Source organism: Okeania sp. SIO3B5 (assembly GCF_010692555.1).
Classification (GTDB): domain Bacteria; phylum Cyanobacteriota; class Cyanobacteriia; order Cyanobacteriales; family Microcoleaceae; genus Okeania.
This window is the reverse complement of the sequence record NZ_JAAHHG010000102.1, coordinates 1-26,236: the sequence shown is the minus strand read 5'-3', so window position 1 is coordinate 26,236 and position 26,236 is coordinate 1. Positions and strand designations below refer to the sequence as shown.

The 26,236-nt window shown below is 36.5% G+C and carries 17 protein-coding genes and 4 pseudogenes; 9 read left to right on the top strand and 12 right to left on the bottom strand.

Annotated elements, in window-relative coordinates; genetic code table 11:
• The 5 genes and pseudogenes from F6K54_RS15900 to F6K54_RS15880 all read right to left on the bottom strand — a co-directional run.
• A pseudogene (locus tag F6K54_RS15900) lies at positions 1–516 on the bottom strand (RNA-guided endonuclease InsQ/TnpB family protein); the annotation flags it as partial.
• A 1,000-nt stretch (positions 517–1,516) separates the two neighbouring features.
• On the bottom strand, positions 1,517–2,092 hold the full coding sequence (gene hpsU / locus F6K54_RS15895; protein ID WP_293079090.1) for a hormogonium polysaccharide biosynthesis acetyltransferase HpsU: 576 nt from the start codon (positions 2,090–2,092) through the stop codon (positions 1,517–1,519).
• A gap of 452 nt (positions 2,093–2,544) precedes the next feature.
• A complete protein-coding gene (locus F6K54_RS15890) occupies positions 2,545–3,495 on the bottom strand; it encodes a glycosyltransferase family 2 protein (protein WP_293079088.1) in 951 nt (316 codons plus the stop codon).
• 707 nt (positions 3,496–4,202) lie between these two features.
• Positions 4,203–5,120 (bottom strand): glycosyltransferase family 2 protein, encoded by a 918-nt coding sequence (locus F6K54_RS15885; RefSeq protein ID WP_293079086.1) that lies wholly within the window; start codon positions 5,118–5,120, stop codon positions 4,203–4,205.
• A gap of 203 nt (positions 5,121–5,323) precedes the next feature.
• Positions 5,324–5,683, bottom strand: coding sequence for an IS200/IS605 family accessory protein TnpB-related protein (locus tag F6K54_RS15880; RefSeq protein ID WP_293079084.1), 360 nt, complete (start codon positions 5,681–5,683; stop codon positions 5,324–5,326).
• Between the two features lie 782 nt (positions 5,684–6,465).
• Here F6K54_RS15880 and F6K54_RS15875 point away from each other — a divergent pair.
• From F6K54_RS15875 to F6K54_RS15865, 3 genes and pseudogenes are all read left to right on the top strand, one after another.
• Positions 6,466–6,840: pseudogene (locus tag F6K54_RS15875) on the top strand (RNA-guided endonuclease TnpB family protein); the annotation flags it as partial.
• Positions 6,841–7,185: 345 nt separating this feature from the next.
• Positions 7,186–7,503 (top strand): DUF6825 family protein, encoded by a 318-nt coding sequence (locus tag F6K54_RS15870; RefSeq protein WP_293079083.1) that lies wholly within the window; start codon positions 7,186–7,188, stop codon positions 7,501–7,503.
• 79 nt (positions 7,504–7,582) lie between these two features.
• Entirely contained in the window at positions 7,583–9,343 is a 1,761-nt protein-coding gene (locus F6K54_RS15865; RefSeq protein ID WP_375341974.1) for an ABC1 kinase family protein, read from the top strand.
• A 293-nt stretch (positions 9,344–9,636) separates the two neighbouring features.
• Here F6K54_RS15865 and F6K54_RS15860 read toward each other — a convergent pair whose 3' ends face one another.
• The 5 genes and pseudogenes from F6K54_RS15860 to F6K54_RS15840 all read right to left on the bottom strand — a co-directional run bounded on the left by F6K54_RS15860 (position 9,637) and on the right by F6K54_RS15840 (position 15,898).
• The gene (locus F6K54_RS15860; RefSeq protein WP_293079081.1) at positions 9,637–9,807 is read right to left on the bottom strand and encodes a hypothetical protein; all 171 of its coding nucleotides are present in this window, start codon (positions 9,805–9,807) and stop codon (positions 9,637–9,639) included.
• A gap of 610 nt (positions 9,808–10,417) precedes the next feature.
• Positions 10,418–11,605, bottom strand: coding sequence for a transposase (locus F6K54_RS15855; protein WP_293079079.1), 1,188 nt, complete (start codon positions 11,603–11,605; stop codon positions 10,418–10,420).
• 397 nt (positions 11,606–12,002) lie between these two features.
• Entirely contained in the window at positions 12,003–12,647 is a 645-nt protein-coding gene (locus F6K54_RS15850; RefSeq protein ID WP_293079077.1) for a Uma2 family endonuclease, read from the bottom strand.
• Between the two features lie 121 nt (positions 12,648–12,768).
• Positions 12,769–14,579, bottom strand: a pseudogene (locus tag F6K54_RS15845) (SUMF1/EgtB/PvdO family nonheme iron enzyme).
• An 848-nt stretch (positions 14,580–15,427) separates the two neighbouring features.
• A complete protein-coding gene (locus tag F6K54_RS15840; RefSeq protein WP_293079075.1) occupies positions 15,428–15,898 on the bottom strand; it encodes a transposase in 471 nt (156 codons plus the stop codon).
• Between the two features lie 439 nt (positions 15,899–16,337).
• Between F6K54_RS15840 and glgX the strand changes: the two genes are divergently transcribed.
• From glgX to F6K54_RS15815, 5 genes are all read left to right on the top strand, one after another.
• Positions 16,338–18,461: a glycogen debranching protein GlgX gene (glgX, locus tag F6K54_RS15835; RefSeq protein ID WP_293079073.1), complete on the top strand. Its 2,124-nt coding sequence runs from the start codon at positions 16,338–16,340 to the stop codon at positions 18,459–18,461.
• Between the two features lie 561 nt (positions 18,462–19,022).
• On the top strand, positions 19,023–19,319 hold the full coding sequence (locus tag F6K54_RS15830; protein WP_293079071.1) for a hypothetical protein: 297 nt from the start codon (positions 19,023–19,025) through the stop codon (positions 19,317–19,319).
• Positions 19,320–19,334: 15 nt separating this feature from the next.
• Positions 19,335–19,658: a hypothetical protein gene (locus tag F6K54_RS15825; RefSeq protein WP_293079069.1), complete on the top strand. Its 324-nt coding sequence runs from the start codon at positions 19,335–19,337 to the stop codon at positions 19,656–19,658.
• A gap of 10 nt (positions 19,659–19,668) precedes the next feature.
• Entirely contained in the window at positions 19,669–21,255 is a 1,587-nt protein-coding gene (locus F6K54_RS15820) for a CHAT domain-containing protein (RefSeq protein ID WP_293079067.1), read from the top strand.
• 51 nt (positions 21,256–21,306) lie between these two features.
• Positions 21,307–24,933: an SPFH domain-containing protein gene (locus F6K54_RS15815; RefSeq protein ID WP_293079066.1), complete on the top strand. Its 3,627-nt coding sequence runs from the start codon at positions 21,307–21,309 to the stop codon at positions 24,931–24,933.
• Between the two features lie 261 nt (positions 24,934–25,194).
• Here F6K54_RS15815 and F6K54_RS15810 read toward each other — a convergent pair whose 3' ends face one another.
• Together F6K54_RS15810 and tnpA are read right to left on the bottom strand one after the other, a co-directional pair.
• Complete coding sequence (locus tag F6K54_RS15810) at positions 25,195–25,362, bottom strand: hypothetical protein (protein WP_293079064.1); 168 nt, start codon at positions 25,360–25,362, stop codon at positions 25,195–25,197.
• 200 nt (positions 25,363–25,562) lie between these two features.
• Positions 25,563–25,967: an IS200/IS605 family transposase gene (tnpA, locus tag F6K54_RS15805; RefSeq protein ID WP_293079062.1), complete on the bottom strand. Its 405-nt coding sequence runs from the start codon at positions 25,965–25,967 to the stop codon at positions 25,563–25,565.
• 75 nt (positions 25,968–26,042) lie between these two features.
• On the opposite strand from tnpA, the pseudogene F6K54_RS15800 reads away from it, so the two are divergent.
• Positions 26,043–26,236, top strand: a pseudogene (locus tag F6K54_RS15800) (RNA-guided endonuclease TnpB family protein); the annotation flags it as partial.

Here is a 26,236-nt window from a genome sequence, read left to right as displayed (position 1 = left end):
TCTAGGGTCATTGACTCTAAGGGACAATGACCATCTGCCAGAGGGGTCAAGTTTCACTGTAATTGTACTTGGTACACAGTTTTGCGGTAGTTGCCTACTCCATCTGATAGGTAATGGTTCTGCACCCGATCGCTAAATAAACTTGACCATCTTCCCACTTGAACGCTGATGAGCGTAAATTCTGCACTACCCCCATGACGCTTTTTCTTGAAGTTGGGATATTTGGCACGTCCACTAAAGAAGTTGGTAAAAGCTGCTTGTAGATGGACTACCGCCTTGCTGTAATGGAACACTGCTAACTTCAGTAAGGAAATCTAAATCTTCCTGCTGTTTCCAATTGGTAAGCATAGCTGAAGTTTGCTTGTAGCTTACTCTTTCTTTGTGTTCATACCAAGTTTGAGTTCTGGCTGCCAAAGCTTTGTTGTAGACCAAGCGTACACAACCCAACGTCCTCCGCAACAGATTTTCCTGTTCTAGAGTTGGGTAAAATCTAAATTTGTATGCTTTTTCAACCATCTACTTTTTACTTACTTGAGCTTTTACAGTTTAACAGATTATATGTGAAAACTCAACATTGATTGGTTTTCCCATCTCTCCGCTCCCCTGCGGGAGAGCGCGGGTCTTCAACCAACGTTGAGATAATTAGGGTTTGCTGAATAAGTCTTTTTGCTCTTTGTAGGAGACAGCTATACTGGAGACAGGAGAAATGGGGAATGTAGAGGAGGTAGGAGCTAAGTTTTGTCCCTTAATTTTTCTGCCCAACTCTTGCACAAAATGCTAGTTTTTTGAGCAATCTTTACCGAAAACAGGCGCACTTTTTTCAACCTAAAACAGCTAAAACCTTTATCTATCAATGCTTTGATATTTAATTAGCCGAGCAATAATTAATAATTAGGGTTTGCGTATCGAAAGTCTTTTTGCTCTTTGTAGGAGACAGGAGACAGCTATACTGGAGACAGGAGAAATAGGAATTTAGAAGAGGTAGGAGCTAAGTTTTGTCCCTTGATTTTTCTGCCCAACTATGAGCCTAAAATACGCTCACAAATGAGCGTGAAGAGCTGAAAATCAGGTACTTTTTAAAGGCCCCTAAAAGGCTAAAGTCTTTATATGTCAATGCTTTTAGATTTAATCAGCAAGCCCTAATTAACAACTAATAATTAACAACTAATAATTAATAATTAATACTATCTTCAGATGAATAAGTATAATAAAAATTCTCTTCTCTCAATGTTGAAGAAATATCCCAAATTTCTACCAGCTCCATTGTTCCCTCTTGAATTGATAGCTACTACCTATGACCTAAGAACTTGATTATCGCTCTACCCGAGGGGACAGGATATAACAATTACCTCTCCTTAAAATTATAGGATTGACTAATGGGATTTTTTCTGTTTTTTCCTTGATATATGACTATAATTGTTGTCAATCGTTGCCGAAACTTATAAAATCCTTGCCTGGCTATTGGTGCTCCCCTACTCCCCTACTCCCCCACTCCCCCACTCCCCTACGGAGATGTCTAATGTTTCATTTGTCTTGGGTAACGAGGTTGACAAGGAGTTCCTAAACAAACCTGACCTGGTGGCATATCTTTAAAAACACTACTCCTAGCACCAATAACAGCATTAGCACCAATATTAACCCCTGGAGCAATGAAACAATCTGTAGCAACCCATGCACCATTACCAATATTAATACTTGCTGTTTGTAAACCAAATGTAGGGTCTTCTATATCATGGCTACCAGTACAGAGGTAACTTTTCTGAGAAATAACGCAATGTTGGCCTATTTCTATATGGTCAAGACTGTATAAAACTACGTCGTCTCCAATCCAACTATAATCGCCGATCGCTATTTTCCAAGGATAGGTAAATCTGGCAGTGGGGCGAATTAAAACTCCTTGACCAATTTTGGCTCCAAAGAGATTTAATATTAATCTTCTCACACTATATAAAGGTTGGGGAGTTAAGGGAAAAGTAATTGCTTGTACTAACCACCAAAACAGTACAAACCAACCCGGTTTACCTCGGTCATACCAAGATTGGTTGTATTTACGAAGATCGACCCAAGATTCTGTTTGTTGGTTATTTGTCATTAGCAGTTAATTTTTTTTTATGCTTGACTCTAGTTTGATAATTTTATACCCCACATTCCGCACTTCAATTTGTAACATGAAAATTAGTATAAAATTCGTAGCAAACTTTCAGTATTTATACTATATGAATTATCTTCATTTACCTCAATCGAAAGTCAAATTCTCAGTTAAATATTAAGCATAAATACTTACTGAATCCTTGACTCCCAGTTGACCACTATAATTTACTTTTGACTTTTGACTTTTGACTTATATTTTTATGCTACATTTTTTGGTGCGGAATGTGGGTTTTAAGGGGAAAAAAGCGGTCTCCGGATGGCAAGGAGACCTCGCCATATCCAATCTACCAAGAGAAGAAATAATATTTCCTTAGATTCAACTCCGTTACGGTTTTAACCAGAGGTAATTATCAATTATCCATTATCAATTAATGAACTACCTTATACTTACTCCTAACTACTACTTGCTGAATCTACCTGAGCAACTGGCCGAGGTGTATCATTTTTTTCTATTTTCTCAACAGTATTTAACTGACCACCACAATCTTTAAGTTCGTAAAGTTTAACACCTATTTGATACTCATATTGACTCAGCAACCTACCATAAATATATCCTGCCTTACCATCTAAAAACCCTAATTGAATGAAATAAAATAAAATAAACCTCAACATCGGTTTAAACGGTAATCTTACCCATATCTTCTTCAGAAAACGTTTGCGCTGTACCGCATCTCCAAATAAACTTGCACCAATGGTTCCATCATCATCCTGACCAGTTAGTATATTATAATGTACTCGCGCTTCCCAATTAGAATAACGATTGTGTCTTTCTAACCAGTGAAATAAATCACGAAAATCTTCGTGAAGCATATCATTTTTCAGATAACCTACCTTTCCATTCAAAACAACGTGTTCATGTACTTCATTATCCCCCGTATTAGGCACTCCCTCAGTTCCTAAATTCTCGTAGCGACCCTCTTTATGCTTAAATAAACGCAGATTCCAATCAGGATATTTACCCCCATAACGAATCCATTTACCTAGAAAAAATACTCTTCTATTAAGGTAGTAACCATTGTAATTTGAGTCTTGAATAGCTACAGCAATTTCATCCCATTGCTCAGGAGTAATACGTTCGTCACAATCAACAATAAGTACCCACTCATTCCGAAATGGCAGATTTTCTAAAGACCAATTTTTCTTTTTTGGCCATTGACCATTAAAATGAAATTGTACTAAATTTGCTCCATAACTTTCTACAATTTCCCCGGAGTGATCGCTGCTTTGAGAATCTACTACAAATATCTCATCTGCTCTTGCAACACTATCTAGACAAGCGGGTAAATTTTTTTCTTCATTCTTAGCCGGGATGATAACTGAAACTGGTATCTTAGATGATGTCATAGTTCAGAATTTTATAGATGGGAATTACCTTAATTTTATCTCAACGTTGGTTGAAGACCCGCGCTCTCCCGTTTTGCGCTTCGCATAACTTCGTTAACGGCTGTCGCCGACATGAAAGGCGGAGCAAGTGCGGCAGCTATTAGGGGAGCACAGAGATGGGAAAACCAATCAATAAGAGCGGTTCTTACAAGAGTATGCTACCCTAGATAGAATTAGGCTGCTGGGCTAGCAGTGTCGGTCTGTGGAGCGACCGTAAGACCAGAAAGAGGTTTGGCCTCGGAGGCTGGTGCTAGGAAGCAGAAAGTCCTGAGTCGCGAGGTTTAGGAATCCCGCGTTGTGGCGTCATGGGCAACATCGGGAGGATGTCAATATGGCTATATTTTGAAGGCCCTAGGAGTTTTGTAATCAGTTGCCTTAATTTAGCACTTAGATAATTAGGATTTAATGTTGAGTGGCCTTGAGTTAACCTTTAGGTAAGTAGGATTTGATATTGATTGGCCTTGGGTGAGCATTTCGGCAGGGCGCTCGACTTTTTTTACCGAATAATTATTAAGGTTTAAAGCCTTTCCTGTAAAGGAGAAACAAGGGGTCTAGGGATGGCAAGGTCTCGGAGCCATATCCATGATATCAAGAGAAGAAAAATTTTTCCTTTGAGTCAATCCTATCCGTTTTCAAGAATAGGTAATAATTAACTGTTGAACTACCACCTACTTCGTAGATATCATGCCTTGAATAGCTGCACCTAGATAGCCTATTTGAGCATAAGCATAGACAAAATTATCAAAACGCTTGGCTGGATCTGCTATATTTTTGAGAGACTTATACATACCCCTAATCATTCTCTCACTTCCCTTTCCTAGCTGTCTTAGACCTGCCTGACCAGCTAATTGTTCGCGATAACATTCGCTAATCCCTTGCCACCAACCTCTTTCAATAAACCACGAAGGTCTAACCCTTTCAGGAGCTACATTATGAGCAACCAAAGCTTCAGGTAAATAAACTACTTGCCAACCTTGCTTTATTGCTAATTCTGTGGTATGCAACTCTTCATTAGACAATAGCTTTTTGCCCACTCGGCCTAAGTTAGTATCAAAACCACCAATTTGTTCGAGAAATGTACGACGAATACAATAATTTAAACCTCTAGGAGTTAAACCAGGCTGATTAATATAAACTACAGAATCACCAAGGTCATAGTAACCGAGGTTTCCTGATAATTCTGGAGAAAGCCATTTAGGGGGGCTAATTCCTTCTGGCCAAATCAAAGTAACTTTACCACCAGCGATCGCTAGTTTTTCATTACTTTGAAAAGCTGCTGCCAATACCCTTAACCATTGGGAACTAGCCACAGCATCATCATCAAGATAAGCTAAAATTTCAGCACTGGCTGCTTTTGCTCCTGTATTTCTGGCCACAGATAATCCTGTGACTGGCTCATAGACATATTTCAGATTAGGACTAGGATATCTTGCTTCTACTACTTCGCGGGTGCGGTCGGTGGAAGCATTGTCTACTACTACTACTTCAAAGCTACCAGGAAAATCCTGTCCAAGCAGGCTATCTATGGCAGCTCCTAAGTAATTGTCACGATTATGAGTGCAGATAATAGCAGATATTTGGGCCATAGTTAATTGTTACTATTTTACTTTGGAGTTTTCTCAGATTTTGGCCTAATTTACTATTTACTAATTTATTATTCTTTATTTTCAGTTTACACTGGATTATGGTTCATAAAAATATAGTCACATAAGACATATCCTCGCTTCCCATGGTCAAAGACATTTGGGAGCTGCTTTTTTCATTATATTCAAAGAACCATTAACGTAACTCATTGATTAATCCTTTGCTGGGGGTACGATATAAACCTATGCAAGATTCTTTTTCCTGATAAAGTGACTTTATTTTTCTGACCTTTCTTGTACACAGGAATCAAATCATTATCTACAAAACTTGCTTTTGAGGTATAATAGTCATCTGTAATAATTACATCTATTCCTACCATTTTTGTTTGATAAGATAACATTTCTATTAACTTTTTATAGGGGATAGAAACAAAATTTTGATTATTTCTTTTTCCTAAGTTAATCTTCTGCTTCCAGTCTTCATTGTGTCCTATTATCAATTTTCCTATTTTCTGATTAATCAAAGTATTAATCATCAAACAGGATGCAATACGCAAGATAGTCATTGATCTTAAATTCTCTTTGATTACAAAGCTTTTTCAGCCTCTTACTCGATCTATTTTCCGGGAGTTGAGATTGAACGAAGATATTTGACATAATTTGACTGCATAAGACTATATTTATGTATAACCTTTATTATACCAATTTCCAAAAGGAATGATACACTTAGGTAATACTTCAGTTAGGTAATACTTCAGTTATTAAGTAATTAACACAGTCCAAAAAACTTTTTTGCTAATAGCAGCCCAGTTAATGTTAATTATTCTTATGTTTACTTCTCTTTCTGGGAGGGGTTAGGAGTGGGTTAGCTCCCTCACTCCCCTACTCCCCTACTCCCCAGCTCAAGAAAATGTAGAAAAGTTTTTGATAAATAGGGCTTGCTGATTAAATATCGCGCGCATTGAGTGATATTGGTTTTAGGCAAATTATGTCTATTAAAAGTATGAGCTTTTCAGCAAGCGTAGTTTAAAAAAGTGAGGATTTTCGGCTTTTGCTACCGGAAAAATCACTCTGACTATTGTGTTGGGCACTGACTCTGTAATTTCCATTTATTCTACGTTTGGCCCTACTCCCTACTCCCCTCCTCGGAGCAGGGCTAATTCATTGTCGCGCCTAGAATATTAAATTAGAAATACATTTAATTGTGCAAATATACAAATCTCTCCATCTCCCCATCCCCCCACCTCCCTATCTCCCCATCTCCCCATCTCCCCATCTCCCCATCAATTTTTCTAAGCGTGACAATAAATAGACCCTGCCTCCCGGGAGGGGAGCAAGAGGGGTGGGTAGTGATGCCAACTGGGGAGAATTAGTTAGGGAATTAGAATACAAAGCAGAATGGTACGGTCGTCAATTAATTAAAATTGACAGATATTTCCCTTCTTCTAAGTGTTGCTCTAATTGTGGTCATGTAGTGGAGAAATTACCTCTAAATATTAGAGAGTGGGATTGCCCAGAATGTGCAGCTCACCACGATCGAGATATTAACGCTAGTATAAATATTTTGGCTGCCGGGCAGGCAGTGTCAGTCTGTGGAGCGACCGTAAGACTCGAGGGGAGTAAATCCCGTTTATGCTGGTGCATTGTTAGCGCAGCTCCTCTGTCAAGAGGCAGCAGAAAGTCCCTAACAGTGATGGAGCGGGAATCCCGTACTGTCTGGTAGAGCAGCGTCGGGAGGATGTCAAGAGATGATGTGATACAATACTTTACAATCAGGAAAGTATTAATCGCCGACAGAGATAATTAGGTCTCAAAAACTGGAAAAGATTAACAAACAAAGTAAATAAATTAGAGGTACTTTAAAAGGGTGGTGATTAAGATATTTTTATAGTAAATATATAGTAAATAAATCAATCATAAAACATTAAAACTTACTTAACCATAAGTAGCATAATTGAAAAATCAATAAAAAGCTTGTTAAGTAAATAAAAAAAAAGATTAGCCTTGCTTTTCCAGAAAATATCAATCAAAATTAATTACTAAAATCTCAAGATAGACAACTTTAATTATGAGTAAATCACCACTTCATGCCTTTTTCGTTGGTAGAGCTATTGCAGAAGGAGTTTACGAGCAACTAGAAAACGTTGTTACCAACTCTCTTAGTACACTAGGAAAATTTGACGCAGAGCAAAGAGAGAATTTGCGAAGTTTCATTGAACAAGCATTAGAAAGAGCAGACCAGGAAGCTCAAACAGAAAATAATGTCAGTACCTCCAGCAACTTAAACGATCAACCCAAAGACCTACAAGCTATAATCGACGACTTAAGAGCTGAAGTCGCTCAAGTTAGATCGGAACTACAAAAATATCGTAGTGGTTCTGTCTAAAGATAATCCGACCGCTAATTTTGTCCATTGCTAATCAACTAAACTTTAATCATATCACAAATTATTATATACTGCTACTGTGTCTGTTCTCCTTGATGACAACATCATTAACCACAAGGGACAAGCTAACTATACAACTGGAGGCTCAATGACCAAAGCCTCCACAAAATCCTATAGTGATAAAGCTTATCGCTGGAATAGAGAAAATTATTCTCGCCAGCGTCGTTACATTGATATTTGGGCTTTTTTTCTCACCTGGCTAACCTGGCTATGGGTAGACAAAAAAAATTGGAGCTACCGAGGGGGAGTAACAGAAGAAAAGAAAAATCTCAGACGTCGCAAACAAGCAATTTGGGTACGAGAGACAATGCTAGAATTAGGCCCCACCTTTATCAAGTTGGGACAACTATTCTCTACCCGTGCAGACTTATTTCCTGTTGAGTACGTCGAAGAACTTTCAAAACTTCAAGATAAAGTCCCCGCTTTCAACTATGAACAGGTAGAAACAATAATCTTAGAAGACCTGGGAAAAAAGACAGACGAACTATACCATAACTTTGAACCAGTACCCCTAGCTGCGGCGAGTTTAGGTCAAGTTCATAGAGCGCAACTTCATTCTGGTGAAGATGTAGTAGTCAAAATACAAAGACCAGGGCTGAAAAAACTATTCCAAATTGATTTAACTATTCTTAAAGGGGTAGCTCGTTATTTTCAAAGCCACCCGGAATGGGGTCGTGGCCGAGATTGGTTGGGTATCTATGAAGAATGTTGCCGAATTCTGTGGCTTGAGATAGATTATCTCAACGAAGGTCGCAATGCTGATACCTTTCGCCGTAACTTCCGAAAATGTAATTGGGTAAAAGTACCCAGAGTTTATTGGCGGTATTCAGCACCACGTGTACTGACCTTAGAATATGTTCCAGGTATCAAAATTAGTAATTATGAAGCTCTCGAAGCATCAGGTCAAGACCGCAAAGCTTTAGCTAGAATGGGGGCTGAAGCTTACTTAAGGCAACTTTTGAATGATGGGTTTTTCCATGCCGATCCTCATCCGGGCAATATTGCTGTTAGTCCGGAAGGGGGATTAATTTTCTACGATTTTGGCATGATGGGGCAAATCAAGTCTAATATCCGGGAAAAACTCATGGGAACTCTTTATGGCATTGCTTCAAAGGATGCTGAAAGAGTGGTTGTCTCTCTAATAGATTTAGGAGCGTTAACTCCTACTGGAGATATGGGTCCTGTGAGGCGGTCGATCCAATATATGTTGGATAATTTTATGGATAAGCCGTTTGAAGCTCAGTCAATCACGGCTATTAGTGACGATCTGTATGAGGTTGCTTATGACCAACCTTTTCGTTTTCCGGCAACTTTTACTTTTGTGATGCGAGCTTTCTCTACTTTGGAGGGGGTTGGTAAGGGTTTGGACCCAGAGTTTAATTTTATGGAGGTGGCACAACCGTTTGCCATGGAGCTTATGTCTGATGGAAATTCTCAAAATACTATTTTTAATGAACTAGGTCGTCAAGCGGCTCAGGTTAGTTCTACTGCTTTGGGTTTGCCTCGTCGTATTGAGGATGCTATTGATAAGTTGGAGCAGGGCGATATTAGGGTTCGGGTTCGAGCTACGGAAACTGATAGGTTGGTTCGGCGGGTTAGTAATGTGCAAATGGGTACTAATTATGCCCTGCTTATCAGTGGTTTTACTTTGTCGGCGACTATTCTCTATGTTAATAATCAGCCTGGTCTAGCATTTGCTTTGATTTTAGTTGTTGTTGTGATGGGGTTTGCTTTTATACGATTGTTGAAGCGTATTAATAGGTTAGACAAGATGATGTGATAAATTTTTTCTATCTTTAATTATTTTGGCCCACCCTAGTAAATTACATTTGGTGGGTTTTTAAGTTTTAGTTATAGGTTTTAGTTTTTTGTTTGGAAATTTTAAAGTTTGTCATCGATCTCTGACAAAAAAATGTTGAAGTTTTCTCTATTGGCTAACGAAGTTTCAATATTTTCACTTCTGTTGTTCAATTTTGTGATAAGTTTGAACATTGGTAAATTCCAGCGGTTAGTTATTGCTTGACTAGATTTTAAAGCTGTAAACACCTATTAATTCGTTGTTTTGTCGGGCGATCACTCCTCTCTTCCTTTAGTATTGATAACTAATTTTTCTCTTCTCATTTTTATGGGAGTTGACCTATCTACTTTTTTTGTGATATCTGGGTTGTGATTTTGGTAGATATTAGTCTTTATTTCGCGTAGTTCTTCAGCTTTTTGGTGTTTTTTAGTTGAATAAAAAGTCATGCACATGGGCGAACAACTCCCAATAATAGAATTGTATCAGAATTTTTGTGCCAAGGCAACAATCTTTCCCATTACCGATTTTTCTGGAGCTTCATAGAATGAATGTTTTTGCTGTGGGTTTTATAGATAGATAGCGATCGCTTCTGGAAATTTAGATATGATTGACACTTAGAGTAGAGGATATGAACATGGAAAAATTCATCAGCGGTTGATTTTTCTGCAAGCTTCACAAAATGATTTTCGGCGGTCTAGGTTTGGGTAGCTATTTCTATGACAAAAGAGATTATTAGTCTGAAAAAATACTTTTACCGGGTTGAATAAAAAGTCATGCGTAGGGGCAAGTCACTCATAATGATAAAACTGTATCATGGTTTTTTACAGAGTGCAAGCCAAAATCCATCGCTGATTTTTTTGAGCTTCATAAAATGATTGTGTGATGAGAGTAGGTAATGTCTTGACACTCTCACCGTTAAGTCTGGCGACTATAACGGGAGATTCTTGTTTTGCTGACGCAAAGCTGCGCTAACACAGATTCTTAACTAGGCAACAAATCAAATAAACTGAGTTGTACCCCTGTCAGACCATCTCCACAAGCTTTCTTGCTCCGTCTTTACGCTGAGGAAACCTCAGCGCAGGCGGTGCGCTTTTCTTTAACCGCGTGCCCCACGGCTATTAAACCTCTATTTCTGATTACTTTTGCAGCAGCTACATCACGATTTATTTGATATCCGCAGTTGCTGCAATTGTGATTTCTCTGTGAGAGTTTTTTCTTGTTTCTATGCCCACATTTAGGACATTCTTGAGAGGTATAATTCTTATCAACTTTGGCATAATACTTGCCTCTTTTCCAGCAGATATAAGGAAGTATTTCATTAATAAATTGACCGATACCACTGTCATTAGATTGTTTTCTGACAATACCTCTAGACCAAGATTTAAAATTGATATCTTCAACAAAAATATTATCTGTAAAATCGCAAAGTTGATGAGCTAGTTTGAAATGCCAATCACGTCTAGTATTAGCTATTTTTTCATGTAGTCTAGCTATTTTATTCTGGAGTTTTAACCAGTTATTTGAACCTCTTATTTTCTTCTTAAGTCTTCTTTGCAGCAATTTAAGCTCGCGCAGTGAACTCAATAAAAACTTAGGAGATTTGATTATCTGTCCAGTGGAAGTAGCTACAAAACTTTCTATCCCTGCATCTATACCTAATGACCTTTCACCTATGGGATTTTCTGGAACCGACTCTGATGAAAAAAAGGTAATCATCAAATAATAACCAGTAGCTTTTCTAACTATCCTAACTTGTTTGGCTTGAAAACCGTCTGGATACGGCCTACTTTGTTTAATCTTAATCCAACCTAGTTGAGGTAATTTAATCCTATTATTACCTAAACAATTTTTCAGCATGGCAGGAAAAACAAAGCTTCTCATCTTTTTCTTAAATCTAGGGAAACCTTTACCCAGGGATTTCATATCAAAAAATGCTCTGTCTAATTGTTTCAAAGTTTGTTGTAAAACTTGAGCATTCACTGATTTTAATCTAGAGTTAGTCTTCTTAGCTATTGTTAAGTTTTTAGCTTGATAATTATAATTAGGGTAAGGAGTATCAGCAGGGATAATATATTCAGAAACAATTGAACAACTATTGATTGGTGACTTCCTTGAACTTAACCAATCTTTACGCTCTCTTAAAGCGTAGTTATATACACTTTTACAAACATCAAGAATATGATTAATTTCTGCCTCTTGATGCCGAATTGGTTTAAGCTTGTACTGGTAAGTTAAAGTAATCAATTTTGTGGTTTTTGCTGATTTCTAAATATTATATAACCCTAACACAAAAATTGTTTCGTTATCACTCAATTATTTTTCTGGTTGAAATTCATCTCACCGCTAAATTAAAAATTATAACGGGAGTCCTCTTTCAACATTTTCTGATAGAAGGAGCGATCGCCACTAGGAAAAGAAGAAGTAGGAGTAAGATTTTCCTTTACCAGAGGTTGTTATGTATATCCTTTCTGAGCTTCACAAAATGATTTCGCTATTTTTGGGGAGATCCAAGATATTTATATTTTTTTGGAGCTTTCAAGAATGATGAGGTAAAGAGAGAAAATGGCATACAAGGATTCTGCCACGGATGCGCTCACACGGATTTGGCCACGAATATACGGATTGATTAATGAGTTTATTTTTACTTTTTTTGAAATTCTTTTAATAACCAAGGATAAACTTGACCTTGGTTTGTTTGGCAACTGCGCTGGAGTGCTTCTTCTAACAAAGAAATAGGTAAACCTGGCAAAACTTGAGACTGATTAATTTTTCTACTTCCTCCATTGGCAACTGCAAAAGCAATAATTTCTAGATTTTGTACGTCAACTATCCAATATTCAGAGACATTCATTGCTTCATACAACAAACGTTTTTCTCCTTTATCATCTAATAGAGAGGTATTAGCAACTTCAACGACTAGGGTTGGTGGAGGATAAATATCTAGATCGATAATAGAGGTTCCCCTGGGAATAATATTTGCATTTTCACCAATGTAACAGGAGACATCGGGTTGAGCTTCTCGAAGCCCAGTTTTGCGGTAGGTGCAGTTATCTTTAAAGTTGAGGTTAATATTTCTGGTAGCAGCAAAGATACTAACAGCTCCAATGATAATTGCATGGTCATTAGCGTGGTCGTTGCCTACGGGGGACATTTCTATTCTAAGTTTTCCTTTGTGATAGTAACTTTTTGCTTTTTCGTAAGTTGGGTCTTGAATAGTTTGGATATATTCTTGCCAAGTTGCTGTTACCCAGGTATCTGTGGTTAGTTGGGTTTGGGTTTGATTCATTGTCGAATAATTTTAATTTTTGGAGATTTTATTAGTTTGTCAGTTACAGCAGATTTTATCTGAGTTTAGCATGGGGAAAAGGGAGGCACACACAGATTTGGCCACGGATGTACGGATTGAGCTAGGAAGGATAGGCAGAAACCACCGACACAGAAGATACAATCCGAAAACCCACATTGTCGTCGAAGTAGTCGGCATTGAGGTCGTAACGCATGGCACTCCGGCAAGACCAAGAATTGTTGCCCCAGCAACCACCACGGAGCACTTTTGTCGCTGAACTTCCAGTTTCCCAAGCACTACAATCATTAGGCGCTCTATTATAATTATCGTGCCAAATATCCTGACACCATTCCAAGACATTACCGTGCATATCGTATAAACCAAAAGCATTGGGAGGAAAACTTCCTACATCCGTTGTTTCTTCTCGGTATTCACCTTTGGGGCATTGCCATAAGGATAATTACCGTTGTAGTTAACTAACTCAGACGTTATAGTTTTTCCAAGATAGAAAGGAGTAGTCGTCCCGGCACGACAAGCATATTCCCACTGACTCTCACTGGGCAACCTGTAAATTTTCCCAGTTTTCCTAGATAGCTTTTTGCAAAACTCTATAGCGTCATACCAACTCACATTTTCTACTGGGTGGTTTCCCCCTTTAAAATTAGAAGGATTTTCACTCATAATGACTTGATATTGTTCTTGAGTAATGAGGTATTTACTAATATAAAAAGGTTGGAGAGTAACTTGATGTTGCGGACTTTCACTATCAAGTCCTCTCTCTTCATTGTATAGCGAACCCATGAGAAAACTTCCCCCAGGAATATAAACCATTTCTAACTTAATACCATTACCTAAATCTTCTATTTTTTGCCTAGCACTTCCCTGGGTACGGTGAGTAATATAGCCGGATATATTGACAGTTGGAACTTCAAAAGTAAATAGCTCTCCTTTTTCTGATTCTGCTGTTGATGGTTGAGATATTTGTGTTGGATAAGTCGATTGTTTTTGTGGTTGAAATGTAGGTTGAATAATTTGTGGTTGAGATATTTGCGGTTGAGAAGTAGGCAGAATAATAGACAAAATTTCTCCTACATTTTTAAACCTTTTCTTAGTTGCTGCAACAATCATTTTATCCAAGATTTTTCCAACTTCATCACTCACACTCGACTGTAAATAATCTCGCCACACCCAATAATTTTCACTCACATCAAATAAATCAAAAGGTTCTACTCCAGTTAATAAATGAATACAAGTTACACCCAAACTATAAATATCGCTAGAAAAAGTTGCTTTTCCTACTGCTTGTTCTGGTGCAGCATATCCTGCAGAACCTATAACAGTTCCCGTCACAGCTAAAGCAGTCTTTGTGGCATATTTAGCCGCCCCGAAATCTACCAATATTAATTGATTATCATTCTTTCTCCTAATAATATTCTCTGGTTTAATATCTCGATGAATTACCTGCTGAGAATGAATAAATTTCAACACAGGCAACAAACTTTTTAATAACTCCAAAATTTGACTTTCATCAAAAGCTCCCGACTTTTCTAATTCCTGTTGTAAATTTTGCCCGTCGATAAATTCTTGTACTAAATACTGTCGATTATCCTGAGTAAAATATGCGAAAAGTTCGGGAATTTGTGGATGTCTACCTAAACCATCCAAACGTTCAGCTTCTTGAGCAAATAATTCAGCAGCTTTTTCTAAAGTTTTAGTTCCTTGTGCTTGAGGAAAAAATTGTTTAATTACACAAAAAGGCTTTGAAGGTTTATATTCATCTACAGCTTGAAAAGTTCTGCCAAAACCTCCTTGCCCAATAATTTTTAGAGCGCGATAACGTTCGGCTAAAACTAATTTTTCACCACAGCTTTGACAGAATTTTGTTTGTGGGGGGTTGGATTTTAAACAGTCAGGGTTTAAACATTGAGTCATATCAGTTATCGGTTATCAGCTATCCAGTGCGAGCATCTTGCTCGCCTATTTAATAATAATACCAAACCTGTTAGGAATTGAATTATGTTCTGGAAATTGAAATTATGTTCTGGGGAATTGAAATTATGTTCTGGAAATTGAAGTTATGTTCTGGGAATTGAAATTATGTTCTGGTAAATTGAATTATATTCTGGGGGATTGAATTATGTTCTGGTAAATTGAATTATATTCTGGGGGATTGAATTATGTTCTGGAAATTGAAATTATATTCTGGGAAATTGAAATTATGTTCTGGGAAATTGAATTATGTTCTGGGAAAATTGAAATTGTGTTCTGGAATTTGAAATTATATTCTGGAAATTTGAATTATGTTCTGGGAATTTGAAATTATATTCTGGAAATTTGAATTATGTTCTGGGAATTGAAATTATGTTCTGGGAATTGAAATTATATTCTGGGAATTGAAATTATATTCTAGGAATTGAAATTATCTTCTGGGAATTGAAATTATCTTCTAGGAATTGAAATTATCTTCTAGGAATTGAAATTATCTTCTAGGAATTGAAATTATCTTCTAGGAATTGAAATTATGTTCTGGGAATTTGAAATTATCTTCTAGGAATTGAAATTATGTTCTGGGAAAATTGAATTATCTTCTGGAAATTGAAATTATCTTCTGGGAAAATTGAATTATCTTCTGGAAATTGAAATTATCTTCTGGGAAAATTGAAATTATGTTCTGGGAAAATTGAATTATCTTCTGGAAATTGAAATTATCTTCTGGAAATTGAAATTATCTTCTGGCGAGCAAGATGCTCGCCCTGGGTAGCTCGCCCTTGATGATAATTTTAATTATTCTGAAAATATGGGGATGAATTTCTGTCTAATTCCCAGAAAAAAGGATATTCTTCTGGTTTATTTACTAATTCAGCTTTGACGGGATTTTGTCTGATATATTTCCAGACGTCTATCATTTCTTTTTGACTTTTGATTAATCTCTCGTGTCGGCCATCTTGCCAAACTTTGCCAATATGATTCATAACTTTAGGAATTTCCTTGGCACTATAGCCTTTAATACTATGCAGAATACTTCCAATTGACCAATATTCTGATTCTTGTTTGAGAAAAGGTATGATTAAACAATGTACATGATCTGGCATAATTACGACGCTCAAAATTTTATATCTTTGCTTGTGAAAAAATAAACATGAATTTAAAACAATTTTCCGTGCTTCTGGGGTTAATTCTGATCTTTCCCAGGTGACAAATGTGATGAAATAAGTAGGTTCTATAAATTGAAATTCAGGGGATTTGTTCATTATTTTGAGGGTAATTTTTTCCACCCAGTGCGAGCATCTTGCTCGCGTATTAATAATACAAAATCGGTATAAATTTTAATTATATTCTGGGAATTTGATGGTGATTTTTTTCCACCCAGTGCGAGCATCTTGCTCGCGTATTAATAATATCAAATCGGTATAAATTTTAATTATATTCTGGGAATTTGATGGTGATTTTTTTCCACCCAGTGCGAGCATCTTGCTCGCGTATTAATAATATCAAATCCGGTGGGAATTTGAATTATGTTCTGGGAGTTTGAATTGTTTTCTGAGAAATTGAAATTATTCTCTGGCGGGCTGGATAATACCAAACCTGGTAGAAATTGAAATTATTCTCTGGCGAGCTAGAAGCTCGCACTGGGTAGCTGTTATAAATATAAAAATAGTCGTCTAATTCTGAAGAATTCTCAATTTATCTATGTATGTACCACTTTGGCCTGGAAAACCATATCCTTTAGGAGCTTCCTGGGATGGTAAAGGCACTAACTTCGCTATATTCTCTGAAAATGCTACTAAGGTTGAACTTTGCCTATTTGACAAGCAAAATAAAGAAACACGCTTCACTCTGACAGAAGTTAGTAACTTTGTCTGGCATAGCTATGTACCAGGTATAGGTCCAGGTCAAAGATATGGATTTCGAGTACATGGCCCCTACGAACCATCCCAAGGTCATCGTTTTAATGCCAATAAATTACTAATTGACCCTTACGCAAAAGCAATTGATGGGGATATACTCTATGGTCAAGAAATATTTGCTTACTCTTGGGATGACCCAGAAAAAGATTTAGCCTGTACCTTAGATGATGATGCTCATCTAATGCCAAAGGCTGTGGTAATTGATGAAAAGTTTGATTGGGGAAATGACCAGCTATTAAATATTGCCAACCACGAAACAATAATTTATGAAATTCATCTCAGAGGGTTTACGAAACTGCATCCTGATATTCCAGAAAATCTTAGGGGTACTTATGCTGGGTTAGCACATCCAAGAGCGATCGCTTATCTCCAATCTCTAGGGATTACGGCGGTAGAGTTAATGCCAGTTCATCACTTTCTCCGATACCCAGGACATTTAGTTGATAAGGAATTATCTAATTACTGGGGTTATGACTCGATTAATTATTTTGCTCCTTACTGTGGTTATAGTTCTAGTGGTAAAGCAGGGGAGCAGGTTCGAGAATTTAAACAAATGGTCAAGGCTTTACATAAAGCTGGTATTGAGGTGATATTGGATGTGGTTTATAACCATACTGGAGAAGGTAATCATTTCGGTCCGACTTTATCTTTCAGAGGTATTGATAATGCTGCTTATTATCGTCTAGTAGAAGATGACCCCCGCTACTATATGGATTTTACTGGTTGTGGTAATTCTCTCAATGTTCGTCACCCCCAAATATTGAAGTTAATTATGGATAGTCTCCGCTACTGGGTAACGGAAATGCACGTTGATGGTTTTCGATTTGATTTAGCTTCAGCTTTGGCGCGAGAGTTATATGAAGTAGATAGTTTGGCAGCTTTCTTTGATATTGTTCATCAAGACCCAGTTATTTCTAATGTGAAATTAATTGCTGAACCTTGGGATGTTGGAGAAGGCGGTTATCAAGTTGGTAATTTTCCTCTATTATGGTCCGAATGGAATGGTAAATATAGAGATGCAGTTAGAGATTTTTGGCGAGGTGAAGAGGAAACATTAGCTGAATTTGCTTATCGTTTTACGGGTAGTTCTGACTTATATGCTTCTAATGGTAGGTTGCCTCATGCGAGTATTAATTTTGTAACTGCTCATGATGGTTTTACTCTGAATGATTTAGTTAGTTATAACGAAAAACATAACGAAGCAAATGGGGAAGATAATAATGATGGAGAGGAACATAATCGTTCTTGGAATTCTGGAGAGGAAGGAGAAACTGACGACCAAGAAGTGTTGGATTTAAGGAACCGTCAAAGGCGTAACTTTTTGGTGACTTTAATGTTGTCTCAGGGGGTACCAATGTTATTAGGTGGAGATGAATTTGGGCGGACGCAAAAAGGTAATAATAATGCTTATTGTCAGGATAATGAAATTTCTTGGTTGGATTGGAATTTACAAGTAGAAAATTCAGATTTATTAGATTTTACTCGACAGTTAATTTATTTCCGTTGTCAACATCCAGTATTTCATAGACGTAAATGGTTTGAAGGTCGTGCAATTCATGGTTCGGATGTGAGAGATATAGGTTGGTATAATCCCGATGGTGGAGAAATGACTGAGGAACAATGGAATATTGATTTTGCTAAATCTATTGGAATCTTTTTAAATGGAGAAGAGATTCCTGCTAGTGGTGAGCGTGGGGAAAGGATTATTGATGATTGTTTTATGATATTTTTTAATGCTCATTATGAATTGATAGAGTTTACAATTCCTCCTAAGTTTCAAGATAGAAATTGGGTGGTTATTGTTGATACGAGTAAGTCTCGTTTTGTGGAAAATGGTAAGCAATATCAAGGTGAGGTTCCTATTCCTGTTATGGAACGTTCAATTATTGTTTTAAGGCGTTTGTAAGCATTCAGCTATTAGCTTCAGTTCTCAGCTTTTTAATGAATAGGGTGCATCTGAATATTTGTAAAAATACTTTTTTCTATTTCCTGTTGTCTATTGCTTTTCAGGAAAAAGCAATAAACTTTTGGCTTTATTCAAAATTTAGATGCACCCAATGAATGAAATAATCATTAGTTTAACTTTCTGTTCAAATTGATTCTTAATTATAGGTTATCTGGAATTGGTAATTTACCGAGTGATATATATAAGTATTGCCACCAACAAATCAACATGGGAGAAGAAAGAATTTAAAGCTTAGGTATTATATATAGCCATAAGATTTGAGTTGTGAGATATTGGAAACTTTTAGGTAACAGCTCCGAAAGGCAACAGGCAACAGAGGATAAGAAAAAAACGTATCATATTAATGTAATAATTGCTATATTCTGCACTTTTAAGGAACGCTTCAATTCTCACAACTCATTCCTGATTGCTATATCTGTGGTCTGTTAAGACTAAACGATAAAGAATGGATTTTTCTATTCGTGTTGAATAAAATCAAAATAATCTGGTACTTCAATAAAAATGGCAAAAAACTATCTGAAAGCTGTCCCTAAGGCAGCTCGTGCATTTGCTGGTTCTTTTGCAGCTCCTTTGGACGGTGTTCTTAGTCTCTATAAAGATGAACAAATGGAAAAACGTGAAGCTAAACTAGACGAAATGATTAATGAGGGGCAAAATCTGAGCCGTGAAACTCTTGCTGAAATATTTGAAGCTAGAAGCGAGATTAAAGAATTAAGAGAACAATTTATCTTGGGAATGGAAATTTGTTTTTCTATTCTGGCTAAAAATACGGCATTAATATCTAGTCCTGATTTATAAGAAAATCTTCCTGTTTTGATGGAACCATATAGGGAAAAGTTAGAAGCAAGTGGGTTGATTACAGATGAAGTTTTAGCTGATGAGCTTTATAAGTATTATGAGAAAGATACCCGACTTTTTTTAGCACATATTTCTGCTAATTTTCCTGTGGGAGAACTTCGCAATAATGAAGCTGTACCAGTTATTATTTCTGATTTTTTAACTAGGTGTTCTGCTCAGAAATTAAATCAACAAGCTAACATATTTAATGTTTTAAGTAAAAGAAATCCAGGTAGTCAACCTTTAAAGGTCAAAAGCTTAATGCTTCAAGAACAAGTTATTAATCAAATAGGGGAATGAGGAAATATTTATGGCTAGTGAATTTCAAAAGGTTTTATATGAGATTAGAAAACGAAATGATAAATATGAAGATATTGAAGATGTTAAGGGGGAAATTATTGACAATCTTGTAGATGTTTATAAAGGAGATTCATCTTTGTTTATATGTGATATAGAAGAAGGAGGATTTGATACTGGTAACTTGAATACAGATAAAGCTCTACGAGTCATTGTATCTAATTTTTTAATTCAATGTAATCGTCTAAATATAGACAAATTATATAAGATTTTTCGTAAGTTATATAAGAGAAATGACGGTATTAAACTATTAAAAGAAATTAGATATCTACTCGAAGAATATAAAAATCCAGAAATTAATATTCCTACATATAGACCATCATTAGTACCACTAATAATTCCTACTCCTACTATAGATCGACGACAAGAATCAAGAGTTCAATGGCAGCTCGAATTAAGTTGCAATTTTGATGAAATTGACGACAAAAAAATGGAATCCATTATTAATTACTGTCGGAGAATTTCAGGGGATAGCTCTTTGACTTTAAAGAGAAAAGAAAGAGGAAGTATAAAGCTAATTTTTGAAGGCTCACAAGAAGGAATGGAAAGAATTAAAGCTTTGTTTGACTCAGGGACATTAACTGCAATATTGGAAATTCCTGTAACAAATATTAGCTTAATTACAGAACAAAAATTAATTGCACAAAAAATCCTATTTTTGTCAGCTAATCCCAAAGGATCATCTCAACTACGACTGGATGAGGAGATGCGTGAGATAAAAGAAGGACTGCTGCGGTCAAAAAAGCGAGAACAGTTTGTTATTGAAACAAAGCAAGCAGTGCGGTACAGAGAAATTCGGCGTGCCATCCTTGATTTTGAGCCGAACATTGTCCATTTTTCAGGACATGGTGCAGGGGAAGAGGGGTTAGTTTTTGAAGATGAAACTGGTCAAGAAAAGCTAGTTGAGGCTGAAGCACTAGCAGGGCTATTTAAGTTATTTGCTAATGAAATAAAATGCGTTGTTCTTAATGCTTGTTATTCTGAGGTTCAGGCTAAGGCAATTGCACGACATATTCCTTCAGTGGTTGGGATGAAAAAGGCTATTAGCGATCGCGCAGCTATTGAGTTTGCTATAGGTTTTTATGATGGTTTAGGAGCAGGAAAGACGGCAGAGTTTGCTTATGAATTAGGATGTAATTCTATTGAGATAGCAGGAATACCAGGGAACTTAATACCTCAATTACTAAAAAAGAATTCTCAAGGTACTCCCCCTACCCAAGGAAATTTAACTACGGATATCCAGAAAAGGTCTTCAAACACTTATACTGCCGCTGAAAACTCGACTAATACTGACAAAATTTTAGCTCCAATCTATAAAAATTTAGAAGGATATCTAGCAAATGAACAGTGGAAAGAAGCCGATATAGAAACAATGAAATTAATGATAAAACTTGCTGACAGTATTGGAAATTCTATGAAAGATAGAAAAATAATAACATGGTTAGACCAAGAAGATATTAAGAAAATACCTGATGAAGACCTAAAAATTATAGATAAACTCTGGAGAAATTACATAGATATAATTATTTGTCAACCCTAGCACCTGAATACTCACGCTTACATCATAATTTTCTTTGTTTGGAGAACTAAAATGTTGATTTCGATTGGAAATAATGAAATTGGAATTGTTTACAAAAAATGGGGTCCTAATCTTTTCCTTCACCTTCCTCCAGGGCGAATTATTGCTTTGAATGGAGAACCAGGCATTCAGGCTGAAATTCTCGAACCAGGACTACATCCTGGATATCCTTCTTTGCTGTATACCATTACTAAAGTACCAGTTATCAAAATTAGCCAAGAAGAAATTGGATTAATAGAAGCTAAGGATGGTAATCCCCTTGAAGTAGAACAAAACTTTGGGAAAGTAGTTGATTGTAATAACTTTCAAGATATAGAAGCTTTTTTTAATAATGGAGGTCAAATAGGCAAACAACGAGCAATTTTAACTAATGGTACTTATCGAATTAATACAGAAATGTTTAGCTGTCGCAAAGTTCCACTCACTAAAATTGAACCACATCAAATAGGATTAGTAGAAGCTCAAGATGGCTCTCCTTTAAAACCTGGTAAAAATTTTGGTCATAAAGTTAATTGTAATAATTTTCAGGATGCCCAAGCCTTCTTTGATAATGGAGGTCAAGTTGGCAAACAAATAGATATTTTACTGCCAGGAACTTACAAAATTAATACTGACCTATTTAAGATTACTCCAGTCGAACAATTATCAATTGGAACAGAAGAAATAGGTTTAGTAGAAGCTAAAGATGGAGTCTCTTTAAAATCAGGAGAAAGCTTTGGCAAAGTGGTTGATTGTAATAATTTTCAGGATGGAAGTGAGTTTATCCGCAAAGGAGGTCAGAGAGGTAAGCAACGTGCTATTTTAATGGAAGGAACCTATCAAATTAATACCGAACTATTTGAGGTTCGTACAGTTCCTATTACTGATATTTCTTCAGAAGAAATAGGCTTAGTAGAAACGCAAGATGGAAAGCCTCTAGAACAGGGAGAAAACTTTGCTAAGAAAGTTGATTGTAATAATTTTCAGGATGCACAAGCTTTCTTTGATAATGGGGGGCAAGCAGGTAAACAACTTGCTACTCTAAGAGCAGGTAAATACTACATTAATACGGATATATTTAATATTAAAAAAGTCTCTGCTACGACAATTAGTCCTGGAGAAATTGGCTTAGTAGAAACAAAATATGGAAAGCCTCTAGAAGAGGGAAAAAACTTTGCTAAGAAAGTTGATTGTAATAATTTTCAGGATGCACAAGCCTTTTTTGATAATGGGGGGCAAGCAGGTAAACAAATTGCTACTTTAGAACCAGGAACCTATTACATTAATCCTGAAATATTCACTATTCGTAAAGTTCCTATTATTAGGATTCCTCAAGGAGAAATAGGACTGGTAATTGCTAACGAGGGAGCTTCTAAGTCTGATAAACAAACATTAGGTAGAGTGGTGGAATGTAACAACTTTCAAGATGCTGAAGCATTTCTGAAAAATGGAGGACAAAAAGGTAAGCAACTTGCTATTTTAAGTGATGGTGACTATAAAATAAATACCGATTTTTTTACGGTCATTACGACAGCTAATGCCAATGAATATAAGGAAGAACCAGAGAAACTAAAAATTTACAAAATTAGCTCTGGTCAAATTGGTATTGTAACGACAAACGTGGGGAAAACTCTCTCTAAAGATGAAATTGCCGGACCTATCATTGAGGGACATGATAATTATCAAAATGCACAAAAATTCCTAGATTTAGGAGGATATATAGGATTACAAGAAGAAGTTATCAAAGAAGGAGAATGGAAGCTAAATCCTTGGTTTGTTAAAGTTGAACAAGTACCAATAACTAGAATTAAGCAAGATGAGGTGGGAGTTGTTATCTCTTTTGTTGGGAAAAAGTATGACAAAGATGATGATAATCAGAATACATCTGTTGATGAGAATAAATCTACATACCAATTAGTTCCAGAAGGATACCAGGGGGTTGAAAAAAAACCTCTTCTGGTTGGTGACTACCCTATTAACACCAGAATTAAAAAAGTACAGTTAGTCCCAACTACTCAAATCATACTGAATTGGTCAGATGAAGAAAAACATGCTTTGAATTATGACGCCAAGCTCAAGACATTGAATCTAACTTCATACGATGGTCGTAAATTTGAAGTTCAGTTTACCCAGATGATTCGTATTGCTCCTGAAAATGCACCGAAGATGATTTGTCAAATTGGAGCGGAGGCAGCAGCAGTAGAAACAATAACAATGGATGATGGTTCAGGGAAAACTAAAACTATTAGGAAATATCCAGCTATTAGAAATCTTGTGGTTCGTGTATTAACCAGAGTTGTTGAAGGTCACTTTAAACAAGCTGGTACTGGTAAAACAGCGATTGAGTTTCAAAAAGCAATAGTTCATTCTCAAGATGCAGCTCAAGCTTATATTGAGGATGTTCTTAAGAAAAATGGTGTGGAAGGAGAAGGCACATATATTAACGCAGTTGATTTACCAGAGGATTTAAATAAACATCAACAAGAAGTAGAAGATTTTAAACTAGAACAAATCAAAGCTCAAGAAAAGAGTAAGACAATTGAAGAAAAAATACGAACTGAACAAATAAACCAACAACTGGTTCAAACAAAGGAAGAAACAAAAGCTCTAGAAAAACGAACTCAGGCTGAGACAGACGTATATATTGCTAAAAAGAAAGGTGAAGCTCATTTGGCGGAACAGGAGGCAATAGCAAAGGCAAATAAACTGCATACCGATCTTGAAATAAATCGCAAGAAAGAATTTACTGAAATAGAGATGAATGCTTTTCGTGCCAAAGTTGCTGTTCTTAGCCCTGAATTTTATAAAGAAATAGAAACACAAGGAAAATGGGCAGAAGCAATGGCTCAAATGGAAATCAATTATCCTCAAATTATGATGACTGGAGGTGGCAATAGTAGTTCTGGAGATCCAACATCAAATTATTTTCAGTTATTGCAATTAGATCATTTAGAGACACTCAGAAATCGCCTTAATCCAGGAACATCGACACCATTACTTTCCACACCAGGAACAAAAAATTATCTTTCCCCAAACCAAAAACAGAAACGTTTACCAGCACATTCTGCTGAACTTAAGACTCCAGTTGTTCTTGTAGTAGATACATCTACTTCCATGTCTGGTGAACGTATTGATTTCTTAAATGCTGGAATTGCTAGTTTTAAACAAGAATTTGAACCGAGTAGCAAAATATCCCAATCTCTGGAATTAGCTATCATCACTTCTAATAGTAATCGGCGAGGAATTCAAGATTTTGTAAATATGGATGAATTTATCCCATCTCCTCTCAAAACCGAAGCAGAAACTATGATGGGTAAAGGAATTAATTTAGGATTACAAGAAATAGAAAATTATCAGGATAATTACCAAAGTAATAATATTCAGGACACTCAAAAACCTTGGTTATTTTATATAATAGGTATCCCTCCAACTGACCCAAATTGGCAAATAATTGATAAGGATTGGCAAAAATCCACGCAATGTGCTTGGAAAGCTGTAGAGGAAAATAAACTCAATTTTTTTGTAGTCAATGTTCAGGGAGTAGATAGCATTAACCTGATAAAATTTGGCTCTCCTAAAACATCTCCCAAGTTGTTCAATGGTTTCCCTGAATTATTCCGCTCGATTGCTGAAAATCTCAAAAAAAGTTTCCAGGAATGAAGAAGGAACTCCTGCTATTTCAATTCTGCCTATTACAGAATCGGCACAAGATAAGGATTGATTTTTAGACACTATTTTCTAGGGGAGAATAGCCATTCACCCCTACTTTGGTCTACTAAAATGAAAACCGTTGTTATTTTATTATCTTCCATTAAGAGAATTTATAGATAAGGAGGAGCGATCGCCACACCTTTCCCAAAATTCACCTAAAAACACTATATATAGTAGTCAAAAACTATAACGTTATAGATTATGCAGTGTTTAGCCTTTTGACTTTTTTGTTTTTGCTCGCTGTTGAATCACTTCCGGAGGCGGACCATAATCTCCATCACTGAAATATACTCGCTCTACTATATTTCCCGGTTCTACTTCAATCCATAGACGGGCACCTCCAGCTTGACTTGTATTAGGTTTATGAGGTTGATACACTATTTGGCAAGGTCCATGAATTTTCACCGCGTGGCAATAATCTTTTTTACTTCCTACCTTTACCGCGACTGCTGTATGGGAAGTTCCATGGTCTCGGTTATAGTCTATGGTTTTTCGTAAAACCTAAAAAATGGCGCTCAGAAAGTTCCCGGAAGATTTATCCCCTGGTTGAATAACGACACGCGGGTTTTAACCCGGTGTTACTTTCCGGTTTGGTTTTCAATATACTTCCTAACAGTATCCGTTGAAGCATTTCCTGTTGTAGCACAGAAAAAGCTAGGGGTCCAAAGTGTGGGCAATTTTAGCAATCTAGGAAATTCTTTTCTCAAATGATGAGAAGCTCTACCTTTGACTCGTTTGATAATGACAGAGGGTGCAAAAGTTGGGTCAACTTCTAAAAATAAATGTACATGGTCTGGCATTATTTCTAATGCTATTAGCCTCCAATCATGCTCAGTACATAACTCAAAAATAATCTGTTGCAACCGTTGTTTTACGTCTCCTACCAATACTGGCTTTCTACGCTTTGGACAAAATACAAAATGGTAATTAATCAGTGTTACTGAGTGAGGATTTCTTCTATATTCGTCTGGTTTTTTCTTCATCAATCTGTAGACAGAATGTGTTTAATAGTGCTACTATATCTACAGTGCTATTATATCTACAGGAGGTGATAATTAATGTATGGATGTCAACAACACCTAGTCAAGAATACCTCAGAAGTAATGGCTGTGCTTGAATACATAAGCACAGAAGCAAATAAGTTGACAAATTGTGGTATTTACTATTGTCGTCAAATGCTATTTAAAGCAGGACGCTTTGTGTCTAAAGCTGAACTAGATTTTGAGTTAAAAAGTAATCTGCATTTTAAGGC

Bases quoted from the DNA above. Each gene is read 5' to 3' on its own strand.
- hpsU (WP_293079090.1), bottom strand. From the start codon at position 2,092: ATGACAAATAACCAACAAACAGAATCTTGGGTCGATCTTCGTAAATAC.
- F6K54_RS15890 (WP_293079088.1), bottom strand. From the start codon at position 3,495: ATGACATCATCTAAGATACCAGTTTCAGTTATCATCCCGGCTAAGAAT.
- F6K54_RS15885 (WP_293079086.1), bottom strand. From the start codon at position 5,120: ATGGCCCAAATATCTGCTATTATCTGCACTCATAATCGTGACAATTAC.
- F6K54_RS15880 (WP_293079084.1), bottom strand. From the start codon at position 5,683: ATGACTATCTTGCGTATTGCATCCTGTTTGATGATTAATACTTTGATT.
- F6K54_RS15870 (WP_293079083.1), top strand. From the start codon at position 7,186: ATGAGTAAATCACCACTTCATGCCTTTTTCGTTGGTAGAGCTATTGCA.
- F6K54_RS15860 (WP_293079081.1), bottom strand. From the start codon at position 9,807: ATGACTTTTTATTCAACTAAAAAACACCAAAAAGCTGAAGAACTACGC.
- F6K54_RS15850 (WP_293079077.1), bottom strand. From the start codon at position 12,647: ATGAATCAAACCCAAACCCAACTAACCACAGATACCTGGGTAACAGCA.
- F6K54_RS15840 (WP_293079075.1), bottom strand. From the start codon at position 15,898: ATGAACAAATCCCCTGAATTTCAATTTATAGAACCTACTTATTTCATC.
- glgX (WP_293079073.1), top strand. From the start codon at position 16,338: ATGTATGTACCACTTTGGCCTGGAAAACCATATCCTTTAGGAGCTTCC.
- F6K54_RS15830 (WP_293079071.1), top strand. From the start codon at position 19,023: ATGGCAAAAAACTATCTGAAAGCTGTCCCTAAGGCAGCTCGTGCATTT.
- F6K54_RS15820 (WP_293079067.1), top strand. From the start codon at position 19,669: ATGGCTAGTGAATTTCAAAAGGTTTTATATGAGATTAGAAAACGAAAT.
- F6K54_RS15815 (WP_293079066.1), top strand. From the start codon at position 21,307: ATGTTGATTTCGATTGGAAATAATGAAATTGGAATTGTTTACAAAAAA.
- tnpA (WP_293079062.1), bottom strand. From the start codon at position 25,967: ATGAAGAAAAAACCAGACGAATATAGAAGAAATCCTCACTCAGTAACA.